Origin of the sequence: Shewanella sp. ECSMB14102 (assembly GCF_000813075.1) — a bacterium.
In the GTDB taxonomy this organism is placed as follows: domain Bacteria; phylum Pseudomonadota; class Gammaproteobacteria; order Enterobacterales; family Shewanellaceae; genus Shewanella; species Shewanella indica.
On sequence record NZ_JWGX01000024.1, the window covers coordinates 57,041 to 71,227 of the forward strand.

Annotated in this window: 16 protein-coding genes; 5 read left to right on the plus strand and 11 right to left on the minus strand. The window is 54.9% G+C overall.

The window, feature by feature from the left end:
• Positions 1-44: 44 nt before the first annotated feature.
• Positions 45-1,541, minus strand: coding sequence for an aldehyde dehydrogenase (locus RC73_RS08865; RefSeq protein ID WP_039034303.1), 1,497 nt, complete (start codon positions 1,539-1,541; stop codon positions 45-47).
• 255 nt (positions 1,542-1,796) lie between these two features.
• Between RC73_RS08865 and RC73_RS08870 the strand changes: the two genes are divergently transcribed.
• The 4 genes from RC73_RS08870 (at position 1,797) to RC73_RS08885 (ending at position 5,858) form a co-directional block, all read left to right on the plus strand.
• Entirely contained in the window at positions 1,797-3,134 is a 1,338-nt protein-coding gene (locus tag RC73_RS08870) for an aspartate aminotransferase family protein (protein WP_143078447.1), read from the plus strand.
• Positions 3,135-3,150: 16 nt separating this feature from the next.
• Positions 3,151-4,635: a CoA-acylating methylmalonate-semialdehyde dehydrogenase gene (locus RC73_RS08875; RefSeq protein ID WP_039034305.1), complete on the plus strand. Its 1,485-nt coding sequence runs from the start codon at positions 3,151-3,153 to the stop codon at positions 4,633-4,635.
• 18 nt (positions 4,636-4,653) lie between these two features.
• Complete coding sequence (locus RC73_RS08880; protein WP_052248106.1) at positions 4,654-5,016, plus strand: cupin domain-containing protein; 363 nt, start codon at positions 4,654-4,656, stop codon at positions 5,014-5,016.
• A 119-nt stretch (positions 5,017-5,135) separates the two neighbouring features.
• Complete coding sequence (locus RC73_RS08885; RefSeq protein ID WP_373296848.1) at positions 5,136-5,858, plus strand: TorF family putative porin; 723 nt, start codon at positions 5,136-5,138, stop codon at positions 5,856-5,858.
• 129 nt (positions 5,859-5,987) lie between these two features.
• Here RC73_RS08885 and RC73_RS08890 read toward each other — a convergent pair whose 3' ends face one another.
• Positions 5,988-6,239, minus strand: a complete 252-nt coding sequence (locus RC73_RS08890) for a hypothetical protein (protein ID WP_327268473.1) — start codon at positions 6,237-6,239, stop codon at positions 5,988-5,990.
• A 138-nt stretch (positions 6,240-6,377) separates the two neighbouring features.
• Between RC73_RS08890 and RC73_RS08895 the strand changes: the two genes are divergently transcribed.
• Positions 6,378-6,719, plus strand: a complete 342-nt coding sequence (locus RC73_RS08895; protein WP_039034306.1) for a DUF3634 family protein — start codon at positions 6,378-6,380, stop codon at positions 6,717-6,719.
• On the opposite strand, the gene RC73_RS08900 is transcribed toward RC73_RS08895, so the two are convergent.
• The 9 genes from RC73_RS08900 to RC73_RS08945 form a co-directional block, all read right to left on the minus strand.
• Positions 6,720-6,974 (minus strand): hypothetical protein, encoded by a 255-nt coding sequence (locus RC73_RS08900; RefSeq protein WP_052248098.1) that lies wholly within the window; start codon positions 6,972-6,974, stop codon positions 6,720-6,722. It lies immediately after the preceding gene.
• Between the two features lie 414 nt (positions 6,975-7,388).
• Positions 7,389-7,982, minus strand: a complete 594-nt coding sequence (locus RC73_RS08910) for a DUF3833 domain-containing protein (RefSeq protein ID WP_235369982.1) — start codon at positions 7,980-7,982, stop codon at positions 7,389-7,391.
• Positions 7,976-8,668, minus strand: coding sequence for a hypothetical protein (locus RC73_RS08915; protein ID WP_052248100.1), 693 nt, complete (start codon positions 8,666-8,668; stop codon positions 7,976-7,978). Before RC73_RS08915 ends, RC73_RS08910 begins: the two co-directional genes overlap by 7 nt.
• Before the next feature lie 12 nt (positions 8,669-8,680).
• Positions 8,681-9,304 (minus strand): DUF2878 domain-containing protein, encoded by a 624-nt coding sequence (locus RC73_RS19860; protein WP_052248101.1) that lies wholly within the window; start codon positions 9,302-9,304, stop codon positions 8,681-8,683.
• Positions 9,305-9,307: 3 nt separating this feature from the next.
• Positions 9,308-10,567 (minus strand): SAM-dependent methyltransferase, encoded by a 1,260-nt coding sequence (locus tag RC73_RS08925; protein ID WP_039034308.1) that lies wholly within the window; start codon positions 10,565-10,567, stop codon positions 9,308-9,310.
• Between the two features lie 321 nt (positions 10,568-10,888).
• Positions 10,889-11,680 (minus strand): DUF1365 domain-containing protein, encoded by a 792-nt coding sequence (locus RC73_RS08930; protein ID WP_039034309.1) that lies wholly within the window; start codon positions 11,678-11,680, stop codon positions 10,889-10,891.
• Entirely contained in the window at positions 11,677-12,948 is a 1,272-nt protein-coding gene (locus RC73_RS08935; RefSeq protein ID WP_039034310.1) for an NAD(P)/FAD-dependent oxidoreductase, read from the minus strand. The genes RC73_RS08930 and RC73_RS08935 overlap by 4 nt, the downstream gene beginning before the upstream one ends.
• Entirely contained in the window at positions 12,945-13,694 is a 750-nt protein-coding gene (locus RC73_RS08940) for an SDR family NAD(P)-dependent oxidoreductase (RefSeq protein ID WP_039034311.1), read from the minus strand. Before RC73_RS08940 ends, RC73_RS08935 begins: the two co-directional genes overlap by 4 nt.
• On the minus strand, positions 13,691-14,185 hold the full coding sequence (locus tag RC73_RS08945) for a nuclear transport factor 2 family protein (protein ID WP_052248102.1): 495 nt from the start codon (positions 14,183-14,185) through the stop codon (positions 13,691-13,693). The genes RC73_RS08940 and RC73_RS08945 overlap by 4 nt, the downstream gene beginning before the upstream one ends.
• Positions 14,186-14,187 lie beyond the last annotated feature (2 nt).

Consider the following 14,187-nt stretch of genomic DNA (forward strand, 5'->3'; position numbering starts at 1 on the left):
TTTCCCCCCGTAATGCAGGGGGATTGTCTATTACAGCAAACCGATTAAATGGCTATCCAGGTCGCCTTAATCTCTGTGTATTTATCAAAAGCATGCAGCGACTTATCGCGGCCGTTACCCGACTGCTTATAACCACCGAAGGGCGCCGTCATATCGCCGCCGTCATAATGATTGATCCACACCATACCGCTTCTCAGCGCCTTGGCGGTTCTATGGGCCTTGCTGAGATCAGAAGTCCACACACCGGCCGCCAGGCCATAGATGCTATCGTTGCCTATGGCTATCGCCTGCTCCATTCCCTCAAATTCAATCACACTCAGTACAGGACCGAAGATCTCCTCGCGAGCGATACTCATCTGGTTATTCACTTCACGAAACAGAGTCGGCGCCACATAAACGCCACCGGTTTCAGCCATGAGTTGCTCGCCGCCACAGGCCAGCACAGCACCTTGCTGCTTACCCGCCTCGATATAACCGAGAATAGTCTGCAGTTGCTGCTGATCCACCACCGCGCCACTGACGGTATCCGGATCCAGCGGATGCCCCGGCTGCCAGGATTTGAGCTCGTCGATAATGAGCGCTATCAGTTGCTCCTTGACCCCGGATTCCACCAGCAGGCGCGAACCTGCGGTGCAAACTTCGCCCTGGTTGAAGGCGATGGCCGAAGCTGCCGCCTGCGCCGCCGCCTTGAGATCCGGGCAATCGTTAAAGACTATGTGCGGGCTCTTGCCACCGGCCTCCAACCACACACGTTTCATATTGGACTGACCGGCGTAGACCATCAGTTGCTTGGCTATCTTGGTGGAGCCGGTAAACACCAGGGTATCGACATCCATATGCAGCGCCAGCGCCTTGCCAACGGTATGACCAAAACCGGGCAATACATTGAGCACTCCGGGCGGGATCCCGGCTTCCAAGGCAATGGCAGCCATACGAATCGCCGTCAGAGGGGATTTTTCCGAGGGTTTGAGGATAACAGAGTTACCGCTGGCCAGCGCCGGCCCCAGTTTCCAGCAGGCCATCAACAGGGGGAAGTTCCACGGCACAATCGCGGCCACCACCCCGACAGGCTCACGGGTGATCATGCCGATTTCATTGTCAGCGGTGGGCGCTATCTCGTCGTAAATCTTGTCAACCGCTTCGCCGGACCAACGCAAGGCCCTGGCAGCATTGGTCACATCCACCGACTTGGAAAAACGGATTGGCTTGCCCATATCCAGGGTTTCCAGCAAGGCCAGTTCATCACTATGCACCTCCAGCAAATCGGCAAAGCGTATCATCACCTTTTTGCGCTCTACCGGCGCCATTCGCGACCAGACTCCGGATTCAAAACTGGCTCTGGCACTGGCCACCGCCGCCTCGGCATCGGCCAGATCGCAACTGGCTACGGCGGCAAGCTTGTTGCCATCCACAGGGCTGATGCAATCGAAGGTCTCGCCGGATACGGCTGCACAATACTCTCCATGGATAAAGGCCTGGCCACAGATCTGCAATTGCGCGGCCAACTGCTGCCATTGCTGACGGGTTTGCGGTGTACTCATAAATCCTCTCATCTGCTTGCAAGCGGGCATTCCACTACCTCAGTAGGCCTATCGCGGCCAACTCGTGCAGCCATCGCCAGTTATTCGGGTCGCTCCAGATTAGCCTCGAGCACGGCATAAATTCAATATATTTTACAAAAATAGATTTTTTGGCACAAATAATTGCACACAGGCCTTCCATGTTCATTATTTCTGACATAGCATAGCGAAATATCAATCACCATTAACAAGCCCGCAACACTAAGGTTAATGCTTATGGCAGAGCTAAAACAACAGGCGAAAACACAGGGCAATCTCGAGCATTACTGGATGCCTTTCAGTGCCAACCGTCAATTCAAGCAGACTCCCAGGCTACTGGCTTCGGCCGAAGGCATGTATTACCGGGATGTCGATGGCCGTCAGGTGCTGGACGGCACCGCAGGTCTTTGGTGCTGTAATGCCGGCCATGGCCGGGCGGAGATCAGCGAGGCGGTCAGCCGTCAGATCCGCGAAATGGACTATGCCCCCAGCTTTCAGATGGGTCATCCGTTGGCATTCGAGTTGGCCGAGCGCCTCAGTGAAATCGCCCCGCCCGGCATGAACCGTATCTTCTTTACCAACTCGGGCTCAGAGTCGGTCGACACCGCACTCAAGCTGGCGCTGTGTTACCACAGAGCCAATGGCGAGCCGAGCCGCAGCCGTTTTATCGGCCGTGAGCTGGGCTACCACGGTGTGGGGTTTGGCGGTATTTCGGTGGGCGGAATTGGCAATAACCGTAAAGGTTTCAGCCCGCAGCTCCTCGGCGGCGTCGATCACCTGCCCCACACTCTGGATATGAAAGCCAACGCCTTCAGCCGCGGCTTGCCCGAGCATGGCGCCGACAAGGCCGAGGCGCTCGAGGGGCTGATTGCCCTGCATGGCGCCGAGAATATCGCCGCCGTTATCGTCGAGCCCATGTCAGGTTCGGCCGGGGTAATATTACCCCCCAAGGGCTATCTCAAGCGCCTTCGGGAGATCACCCAAAAGTACGGCATCTTGCTGATATTCGATGAGGTAATCACAGGTTTTGGTCGGGTGGGCGGCGCTTTTGCCAGCAACCACTGGGATGTGACCCCGGACATAATGACCACGGCCAAGGCGCTCAACAATGGCGCCATCCCCATGGGCGCGGTGTTTGTGCAGCAAGCTATTCACGATGCCTGTATGCAGGGCCCCGAGGCGATGATCGAGTTCTTTCACGGCTATACCTATTCGGGGCATCCGGTTGCGGCAGCGGCGGCACTGGCCACCCTGGATATCTACCGTGACGAAAAGCTGTTTGAGCGCACTACAGCGCTGGCGCCCTATTTTGAGCAGGCGCTGCACAGTCTCAAGGGGCTGCCCAATGTCATCGATATTCGCAATACCGGCCTGGTGGGTGGCATTCAGCTGGCCCCCAGCCCGCAAGGTGTCGGCAAACGCGGCTATCAGATTTTCGAGCGCTGTTTCTGGCAAGGTGCGCTGGTACGGGCCACCGCCGACATCATAGCCCTCTCTCCGCCGCTGATAGTGGAAGAGTCCCAAATAGATCAACTGATTTCCACCCTGGCCGACGCCATCCAAACCGTCGACTGAAGCACACAGGATAGTTATGCGTATTTACAGCCACTATATAGATGGACATGAAACAGATGGCAGCCGGGCACAGGCTTCACTGCCGATTTTCAACCCGGCCAACGGCAAAGAGCAAGCCAGAGTCGCCCTCGCCTCCAAGGCAGATACAGAGCGGGCAATAGACTCGGCCAAACAGGCTTTTGACGCTTGGTCAAAGGTATCGCCCCTTAACCGGGCGCGGGTGCTGTTTCGCTTCAAAGCCCTGGTAGAAGCCCACATGGATGAGCTGGCCGAGCTTATCTGCCTGCAACACGGCAAAGTGCTTGAGGATGCCAGGGGCGAGTTGGTTCGAGGACTGGAAGTGGTGGAGTTTGCCTGCGGCATTCCCCATCTTCTCAAGGGGGAACACACTGAACAGGTTGGCACTGGCGTCGATGCCTGGAGCATCAATCAACCGCTCGGGGTGGTTGCCGGCATTTCGCCGTTCAATTTCCCTGTGATGGTTCCCATGTGGATGTTCCCGATTGCCATCGCCTGCGGCAATACCTTTGTGATGAAGCCATCGGAAAAGAATCCGGCGCCGGTACTCAGAATTGCCGAGCTGCTGACCCAGGCCGGGCTGCCGGATGGGGTCTTCAATGTTATCAACGGCGACAAGCTGGCAGTCGATACCCTGCTCTGCCATCAGGATGTTCAGGCCATCTCCTTTGTCGGTTCAACGCCTGTGGCCGAGTATATCTACAGTAAGGCATCGGTTCACGGCAAGCGGGTACAGGCACTCGGCGGCGCCAAGAACCACATGCTGCTGATGCCGGATGCCGATCTGGAACTGGCCAGTAACGCCCTGATGGGTGCGGCCTATGGTTCTGCCGGCGAGCGCTGTATGGCTATTTCCGTGGTACTGGCGGTTGCTGATGTGGCCGATGCCCTGATAGAAAAACTGCAACCCAAGATAGCCGCGCTCAAGGTAGGTAACGGCCTGGAGCCGGGTATGGAAATGGGGCCGCTCATCTCCCGCGCGCATCTGGACAAGGTCTGCAGCTATATAGACAGCGGTATACAGCAGGGCGCAGTTTGTCTGGTCGATGGCCGCAATACCTTGGCAGACAGCGAAGGTTTCTTTCTCGGTGCGACCCTGTTCGATGGCGTCACCCCTGAGATGCAGATTTACCGGGAAGAGATCTTCGGCCCTGTGCTTTGCATAGTCAGGGTGGCCGACTATGACTCGGCGCTGGCTCTTATCAATCAACATGAGTTCGGCAACGGCACCGCCATCTTTACCCAGAGTGGCGAGCTGGCGCGCGACTTTTGCCACTCGGTGCAAGTCGGCATGGTAGGGGTCAATGTGCCTATCCCTGTGCCCATGGCATTTCACAGTTTCGGCGGTTGGAAACGCTCGCTGTTTGGCCCACTGCATATGCACGGCCCGGATGGAGTTCGCTTCTACACCCGGCGCAAAGCCGTTACCGCCCGCTGGCCCAAACAGCTGAGTGCCGATTTCATCATGCCGACCATGAAATAGGGAGAGATGGAGAGCCTGATGCACATCAACAATATCAGAGTACTGGCGCGCAATACTCCCGAGGTAAGTGAATACTCCATCGCCGAGGAAAAGCGTCTGCAGGGCGCGCCTATGCAACGACTGGAGAACCATTACTCCAGCCCCTGTGAGCAGTTTCATACCGGAATTTGGCAAAGCGAAACAGGCACTTGGAAAGTTAACTACACTGAGCACGAGTATTGCGAAATCCTCGAGGGTAACAGTGTCATCAGCGATGAGCAGGGAAATCATCTCGAAGTTGGCCCCGGCGACAGGTTTGTGATCCCGGCCGGGTTTCGCGGCAACTGGCAGGTAACGGTTCCCTGCCGCAAGCTCTATGTGGTGTTTGAATCCAACAGATAAAAACAAAACCGCCATGAGGTCTCAGCATAGCTGCTGTTGTTTGGCATAAACCAGGCCGCGCCGGAATATTTCCGGACGGGGCCGGCAAACCAAAGAAGGGAGAAATGCTTGTGAACCCAGTGATAAGAAGAACCAACCCTCTGCTATGGGCACTGCTGCTTGGCGGCGCCATAACCTCAACCTCTGCCATGGCCGAAATCAGCGGCGAGATAGCCGTGACCAATGACTACCGCTTTAGAGGCGTGTCACAAACTGCCGGTGACTTTGCCGTGCAAGCTAGTCTGGACTGGAGTCACGACTCGGGTTTCTTCGTCGGGGCCTGGGCCAGTAATGTGGAATTCGATGAAGATGGTACTCCCAAAGAGGATCAGGTGGGTGCCGATTTCGAACTGGATGTCTACCTGGGTTACGCCGGTGAAATCAACGACAACCTGGCCTATGACATTACCCTGCTGCGCTATATGTACCCGGGCGACAATGTCTCCCAGGACTACAACGAAATCTCTTTCGGCCTCGAGTTCAGCGATTTTAGGGCTGCCTACTGGTACACCAATGACTATTCGGGCTCAGATCTGGACTACCACTATGCAGAGCTGAACTATAGTTATGAGTTTGCCGAAAACTGGAGCCTGGATCTGCACCTGGGTTACAACTTCGGCGATGCGCCCGATGACGATATGGGTAAATATCTGGATTACTCCATAGGTGTCTCGACTGAGATTGCCGGTTTTGGTCTGTCTCTGGCCTGGTTGGACACAGATATAGATTCGGATGCCGAGATAAGCAGTGGCACCTTCCAGAATGACGGCACTGTGCTGGCGAGTGTCAGTTACGCTTTCTAAACCGAAAAATTGCTGTGCCCAGGCAAGCCATAGGACAGACCTGCACGGGCAAGCCACATCTTCCTCCCACCAGCCAAAAGTAACAGAGCCGCTCCCTGAGCGGCTCTTTTTTATAAATTGATTCAGTTCTCAACGCAGTGGCGGTACGTGGGGGGTATCGCCCCGGCGCACCTGATGTTTGACGTCTTGCCAGCTATGGGTGAGGTGTTGCAGTTGCTCTCGCCGCTCGGGAAACTGCTCACTGAGCTTTCCCATCAGTTCCACTTGTCTGTCACAGATTTGCGCCCAGCGCTCGGCATTGGAAAGGTACATGGCTTCATCCTTGATCTTGGTTTGTGGTAAACAGGTGTTACTGAACAAATAATAACCAAGGTTTGCCAATTTGCCAGTCCTTCTAGTCTTATCACAAAAATCCACCCTGGGTGCACTGTCAAACGCCGCTGCTTGCAGGTATAACTGAAGATATAAGATCACATCTGGATAGCAGTATTTACTCTTGCTGAAACAAGGAGTCTCACTATGGCCACTATGTTAAAAATACTCTTTATCGCCCTGGCGTTAGTGCTTATCTACAAACTGGTTTTCAGTAACAAGAAAGGAATGACAATATTTGAAATGCATTTCAAGGACGGTCGTATGACCTCGCACAAGGGCAAAATCCCGGAGAAGTTTGAACGTGAATGCCGCGCCCTGGTCAAGAAAGAGAAACTCACCTGCACAGTGCGCGCCGAGCGCAGCGGTGAAGTGCGGCTGCATATCAGCGCCAACGCCGGAGATGCCAATATTCAGCGTCTGCGCAACCTGTTTCCCTTCGAATACTATGACCGCAAGCAGAGCGACAACAGCAAACAACTGGGCTGATCAGCGCTGCCCGGGGAACACTTGAGGGTCGATTTTCCCTTCCCGGCGCGCATCATCTATGATCCTCTGGTTATCCTGTGCCATGGGATCTTCGGCGGGGAGATTGGGATTCACCCGCTCCTCCTCGGGCGCTTCAAAACTGAAATCGATACCATTCGAGCAGCCGCCGAGCGATACCAGTGCCAGTAAGCCCATCGAAACCCAAGGCAGTAAGCCCATCGAAACCCAAGGCAGTAGCAAAGACTTGTTGTTCATCAATATTGAAACCTGTGTTGAGAGACGGTTGTTATTAAAACAGAGCTAAGCTTAACTTAGGCTGAGACTCAGCGTTAGTCATGGCGTACCATAATTGATAGCGTTTATTCAGGAGAAAACATGCAAATGAACCAAAGGCACTATATTCATGGAGATCAATCTGAGCAGGACTGCTCACTGTTCTATTGCGCAGCCTGTGACGCGTTCTTAAATGAGCATCATTTCTTCAATAGAGACATAAGCTGTTGTGATCATTGGAGCAAATACGATGAAGCAATGAAACAATTAGGGAAATCGCCACAAAACCACAGTAATTTTGGCCGTCCAATAGACGCCGCAAATGTTTTTAGACACAAGCGGTAAAACGTCCTGCCGCAATTGTTCTTGTTCAACCAACGAATAAATAAGGAATATTCAATTATTTTTGTGCGGCGGGAGTGCTTCCTTGTTAGCATCAAATTCGTTCAGCTTACGGATCACCAGAGTCACCTCCCCCACTGTCAGGCCCCATTTGCGGATCTCGCTGCGGTTGATTATGGTGTCCGGCGCCGTTTGATACATCCAGTCGTCAAAATGTACCTGATACTCGCCGCTATCAAGCTTTAGCAGCATGTCGTAGCGCCAGCGCAGGGCAAAACCCTCTGCTTGCCCTTCTGCCACCCCCAGAATATCCGCGGCTCTGCCCTGGTAGCGGCCATCGGCAAGCTTGGTAATCTGCCAGGTTCGCTCGGCAAGCTCACCATCGTCATACTCAAACCATTCCTGCAACACACCTTGATTCCTCTGCCAACTGCCCGTCATCCGCACATTGAAACGGCGCACCACCTGGCCGCTGTAATCTTGCACCATACCGGAAGCCTGCAACTCCCCGTTAAAGAACTGCTGCAGATCCAACTTAGGTTCGCTGGCGCTATAGTCATGAATATCGACACTGCCGCAACCGCTCAGTCCAAGCATCAGAAGTAACATCCAAACCTTAGTGAAACTGATAAACCTGCTGATTAACATTTGCATGCCTGCTCTCCTATCAACTGGGCTCTCAGTTGCGGCCGACTGCTGCGCTCTGACAACCAAATCGCCAAAAAGGCATCAGCAAAACGCTTATGCTCGCTCGAAGCGCTCTCATCTATAACAATCGCGGCTAACGGCTTGTCGTTGAACAGAAAATGCCCTCGCTGCGGCCCGCTTGCCACAAAGCTCAATCTATCCCCTTGCTCCACATCCGGCCAGATATCTTCAAGCAGCGCCAACCAGGCAGATATCTGCTCTCTGTCGTATCCCAGGTGCAACCACTGGTGTTTGGTGGCCTCCAGGAGTCGCGAAGCGGGTATATCCCGGTAATACTGAATTTCCAGCTGCTGCGGGAAGCTATTGGGCTGGTAACTACCATCCGGCGTCAGCAACCTGGCCCGATAAAGGGTTATAAACCACCAGTCCATTTCACCGCGGCCCACTTCCCGAAAGCTGGCAAGCTCCGCCTTGGATGGCTCGACCTGGGCAGCTTTGGGCTCAGGGGTCTGCTCTTGGCTCAGCGCTTGAGCCTGCTGTGCTTGAGTCTGTGCTTGAATCTGTAAATTGTCGGCCCAGGCCTGAGAGGGTAGGCCAAGCAGTATCATCAGCCCGGCAAAGCCTACTTTATGCAGCTTACCGACTTGCTTTGCTCCCTTGTTTACACCCTTGATGAATCGTTTCATTGCCGGTCTCCGTCAGAGAAATCCTGTAGTTGGGGGATTTTTACCCCATTCAAGCTTAAGGTTGCAATAACTTAACAGTGGCAGCAGCAGCGACCAGATGATTATCAACAAGCTAAAAGTAGCCGATTGCCCCAGGGGCCAAGCCACGGCCTCCAACCTGAATGCCGCCAGGTAACTGCCTGCGCCCCCCACAGCACCAAAGAGTGCCTGCTGCCATTTAGGCAAGTCCCTGAGCCAGGCCAGACTCACCCCCAAGGTCGCGGCAAAATGCCCCCAAAGACAGCAGAGCCACAAGGGTAAAAGTCGCGAGGGGCTGTCAAACTCAAATACTCCGCCAAGGTGCAGCATGGCGTCCAAAACTATGCCAATGACAGCAGGTATCAGTACGGCGTTGAATGCTTTCATACTGTATCCGCTACGCTTTACGCTTTGCTCTGCCAGTTGGCTGTGCTGATCCTGGGCATTCTCGGCCATGAGGGCTGAGCGGTAGCCCGGATTGACAAGCAGCAACTGGACACAAAGCAGCAAGAGAGCAAACACCAGCGCCTGATTGGCAAACAGGATCAAAGACCACCAGCCCAACTGGAAAACGATGGCGTTGAGCAGCAGAAAAAACCAAGGCGATGACAGTTTCATGGCCTAACCTGCGATTTGCCTTGAGCTCAGCGGACGATAGCCGTCCTTGACCGCAGTCAGTTGCACTGTGCTTATGGTGCGCTCAAGAAAACCACCTTCGCAGTAACTCAGGTAAAACTTCCACATACGCACAAAGTCCTCACCATAACCGAGTTCACGCACCCGCTCCCTGGCGTCATCGAAATTGGCATGCCAGTCATTCAGGGTGCGGGCATAGTCGAGACCTATATCATCCAACGACCAGAGGGTCATGGAGGTTTGCCGCTGCAAGTGGCGTGTCATCTCGGTGACAGATGGCAGGCAGCCGCCGGGGAAAATATAGCGCTGAATAAAATCCACCCCTTTGCGGTAGCTGTCATAGCGCTGATCTTTAATGGTGATCGCCTGCAGCAACAGCTTGCCGTTCGGCTTGAGCAGGGCATCCAGGCCGGCAAAAAAGCCCGGCAGATAATCGTGGCCCACAGCCTCTATCATCTCTATCGAAACCAAACGGTCATACTGGCCGCTGAGCTGGCGATAATCCTGCCGCAACAGGGTAATGCGCTCACTCAGTCCTTCGGCGGCAACCCGTTCACTGGCATATTGGTACTGGGCATCGGAAATCGTGGTGGTGGTTACCTTGACGCCATAGTGTTTGGCGGCATAGATAGCCAGGGCGCCCCAACCGGTACCTATTTCCAGCAGAGTCATGCCGGGCTGCAGATCCAGCCGCTCGCAAATCAGTTGCAGCTTATACTGCTGCGCCTCATCCAACTGCGCCTGTTCATGGGGATAGACGGCGCTTGAATAGAGCAGCTCAGGGTCGAGAAATGCCTGATACAAGGGGTTGCCCAGATCATAGTGCGCCAGAATATTGCGCTTTGAACCGGCCTTTGAGTTTCGGCGCAGCAGGTGTTTCACCCGGCTAACTGTGTTGGAAAACCAGGAGAACCGCTGCTCTATCTTATCCAGCAGCGGCAGATTACGGGCAAACAGCCGCACCACTGCGGTAACATCCGGACTGGACCAGTGCCCCTGAATATAGGCTTCACCGGCGCCGATAGAGCCGCCCAGAATCACCTGGCGAAAAAAGCGCTCATCGTGAATACGAATTATGGCGACCAGGTCTGTGTCGAGCGGGCCGAAGGTCCACTGCTCACTGCCCAGTTGCAGTTTAAGACAACCGCCCTCCAAGGCATTCAAGGCCTGTTGCATGACTCTGGCCCATAGGCTCTTGCCGCTGGCGGCCAGCTGCTGTCTGTTCTTGGCTACTGTGTTTTCCATCTCATTCTCCAATGTTTGCTGTCACACTCGGGGAAATTTCCAAACCTTTAGGGAAGGTGCAAATAAGTCCTCGTGGCACTCTGGCTTGCACAGCAATTGGCGTTCAAGACATCTGACTGAAGGCATGCCGGGGCCTGTCGAAGTCGGATAACGCAGAGAGCCGGTTGCTGTGAAAGCCCCGAAGGGCGTGGCTTACAGGCCTGCCTGCTGTGTTGTGCTTCTTGCAAAGGACTAGGGCCATTTGCTGCGAACCACGCCTTGCATCCAAGCCCGTAAGCCGACGCAGAGTACACATGGGACTTGTTCGCACCTTCCTTAGCCTCAGTCCGTGCCGCCCTGAGGCCTGCGCTCGTAAGGCACAAAGGGCACCCGCTTAAGCCACAAACGCAGCGCTTGCCAATAGATGAGCCAAAGAATTTTCAGGCTCATCAAGGGAAAGCCCCACAGATAACGTCTAAGTTCACGACCATTGAAGGGGCGGCGTTTAAGGCTTAATACCGCATCGAAGCTGACCTTTTGCGACTCGGGGGCAGCCTCTGCCTCATCTCCCTTGCCGGGCAGATTGCTGATCCGCAAGTCGAGCCGCTCTGCCGGCGCCGGAATATGCCAGCGATAGCGATAATCCAGCGACATAAAAGGCGATACATGGAAGCACTTGTCGCCAAGCGCCGGCGCCTCGGCCGACACCAGATAACAGTGACGCTCATTCCAGGGGGTATTGCTCACCTCTGCCAACAGGTATTTATATTCATCACCTTGAAAGCAGTAGAAAAAATTGACCGGGCTGAAATAGAGCCCGAAGTGGCGCAGCTGCCCGGCGAACAGCACGCTGTCGCAGCCGGCCTCGCCGCCGAGCGCAATCACCTTATCCAGTACCCGCTGTTTAAGCGATGAGGCAGTATTCGATATTGAAGCCGCCTTGAGGTAATCCTGCTGCCGAAAACGCAGCACTGACCAAGGGGATTCACCAAACAAGCCGCTGAGGGATGAGAGCCTTGGCAAGTCATCCAAGTCCAGCAGCATCAAGGCAAAGGGATAGCGAAAGCTGTGCCTTACCGGCGTTAGCCTCAAGTGACTGACGCTGCCGAGGTAGAGACCCGTTTCAGGTTTCATAGGCTCACCCCGAACCTTTCACAAACATCCAGGGCGCTGCGTACCCCGTCTTCATGAAAGCCGTTGTACCAGTAGGCGCCGACAAAATGGATACTGTCTTGGCCGCAGATCTCGCTGCGGCGTTGCTGCGCCGCCTGACTCTGTTCATTGAATACCGGGTGAGCATAAACAAAACGTTTGAGCACCTTGTCCTCGGCTATCGCCTCATCCTGGTTCAGGGTCACCAAAAAATCCGGTGCAGACTTTGGCAGGCGCTGCAAAATATTCATGTTGTAGGTCACGCAGGCGGGACGGCTGGCATCACCATCGAGACGATAATTCCAACTGGCCCAGGCGGCGCGATGCTTCGGTAACAGCGAGGTATCAGTGTGCAAGGTCACCTGGTTATCCTGGTATTTAAGCCTGGAGAGTATCTCCCGCTCCAGCTCACTGGCGTCACTGAGCATGGCCAGCGCCTGATCGCTGTGACAGCCGAGGATCACCTGATCAAACTCATGCCAGCTATCCTTGACTCTGAGCTGCACGCCCCCCGCTTGGCGGCGGATTTGTGCTACCGGCGAGTTGAGATGCACCCGCTCGGCAAAGGGCGCGCTGAGCGCCGGAATATAACTGCGGGAGCCGCCTTCGAGCACATACCACTGCGGCCGATTGCTGACGGCCAACAGTCCATGATGTTCAAAGAAACGGATAAAGAATGGCAGCGAGAAGGCGCGCATATCCTGAATGCTGGACGACCAGATAGCAGCGCCCATCGGCAGGATATAGTGCTGACAGAAGAAGTCGGAAAACCCCTGCTGGTCGAGAAATTCCCCCAGCGTCACCGCCGGGTAACGACCACTTTGGTACAAGGCTTTGCAGCGGCTGTTGAAGGCCAAAATCTCCCTCAGGAACCCCCAAAAAGTCGGACTCAGCAGATTGCGCTTTTGCGCAAACAGGGTCGCCAGGCTATGGCCATTGTATTCAAGACCGCTGACAAGGTTTTGCACCGAGAAGCTCATCTCGGTCGCCAGCGCCTTGATACCGACCCGGGCCATCAAGGCCTGAAACCTGGGATAAGTGCGATCGTTGAACACAATAAACCCTGTGTCTATGGCGTAGGGTTTGCCGTCAAGCTCAACATCCACAGTGGCCGTATGCCCACCCAGATAATCGGCGGCTTCAAACAACGTCACCTCATACTGCTGTGACAACAGATAACCACAAGTGAGCGAGGAGATCCCCGAACCGACTATGGCGATGCGCGGCTTATTGCCGGTTGAAACTGTCATACTGGGCTCCCGTTTTTTGCAGAGGGTTTACCAAGGGCGGCGGCCAGCCAACTGCGGGGCAGCCAGCTCAGCAGAGTCAGCAGCCAGATAAAACGCCCGGGAAAGGCAATCAGGCGCCGTCTGGCGGCCAGGGCTTGGATGATGGTGTTGGCGGCTTTATCGGCGGAAATCCGCATCGGCATGGCGAAGTCATTTTTGTCGGTGAGCGGCGTTTTAACAAAGCCCGGGCGAATTTCGCTGACATCTATTCCCTTGTGGGCCAGATCGAGCCGCAAGCTCTGCGCCAGGTAACTGATCCCGGCCTTGGAGGCGCCATAGGCCTCCGCCCTCGGGAAAGGCAGCATCACAACGCTTGAACTCATCAGCGCCAGTTGGCTGCCACGCTCAAGCAAAGGCATAAAGGCTTCCAGGCAATAGCCCACAGCCAACAGATTGGTGCGGATAACCCGCTCAAACAGGGCGCTGTCAAAGGCCATAGCCTCGTCTATGTACTCACAGGTACCGGCATTGAGCAGCAGCAGATCCACACAGTCGGCTTGGCCTAACTCCAATTTGAGCTTGCTGCCCAGCTTCAGCACCGAGTCTCTGTCGGTGACATCGAACCTCAAAGGCTCGCAGCCTTCGAGGGCGGCCAGAGCTTGTTCATTGCGGCCACAGGCCAAGACCCGCCAACCGGCGGCGGCATATTGTCTGGCAAGCTCGGCACCTATGCCTGAGCTGGCACCCGTGATCAATACCGTCTTCATCGGCTTGCCCTACCCTTGACCATGCGCACCACTGAGCCCAGCAGCGGCAACTGTTCATAGAGCATCTGCCCCAGATCCAGATAATCCCTGTGATAATGGACTTTGTCGCCAAACTTGATGAGGCTGATACCATCGACGCTGATGCTCTGCCCCCGGTTCAATTTGGGGTGGCAATACTTCATCTGCCAACTGATAGCGGCCTGGTCCCCGGCGGGCAAGACGTCAGTGATCTCAAAGGCGATTTCGGTCAGGTTGCGATACAAACCGGCAAAATATTGTTCCAGTTGCTCAAGCCCCTCCAGTCGGTGCATGGGATCGCAAAAACAGATCTCAGGCGCATAGACGGCCTGCAGCCTTTGGCGCAATATGGGCAATTGCTCAGGGCCCAGGGATTGATACAAGGCAATAAATGCCTGAATAATCTCCTGAGACTGCGGCGCTGCCGGCTGTGAAGCGGGTGCTATGTTCGCAGTGACTGAGTGGCTGGTCATGA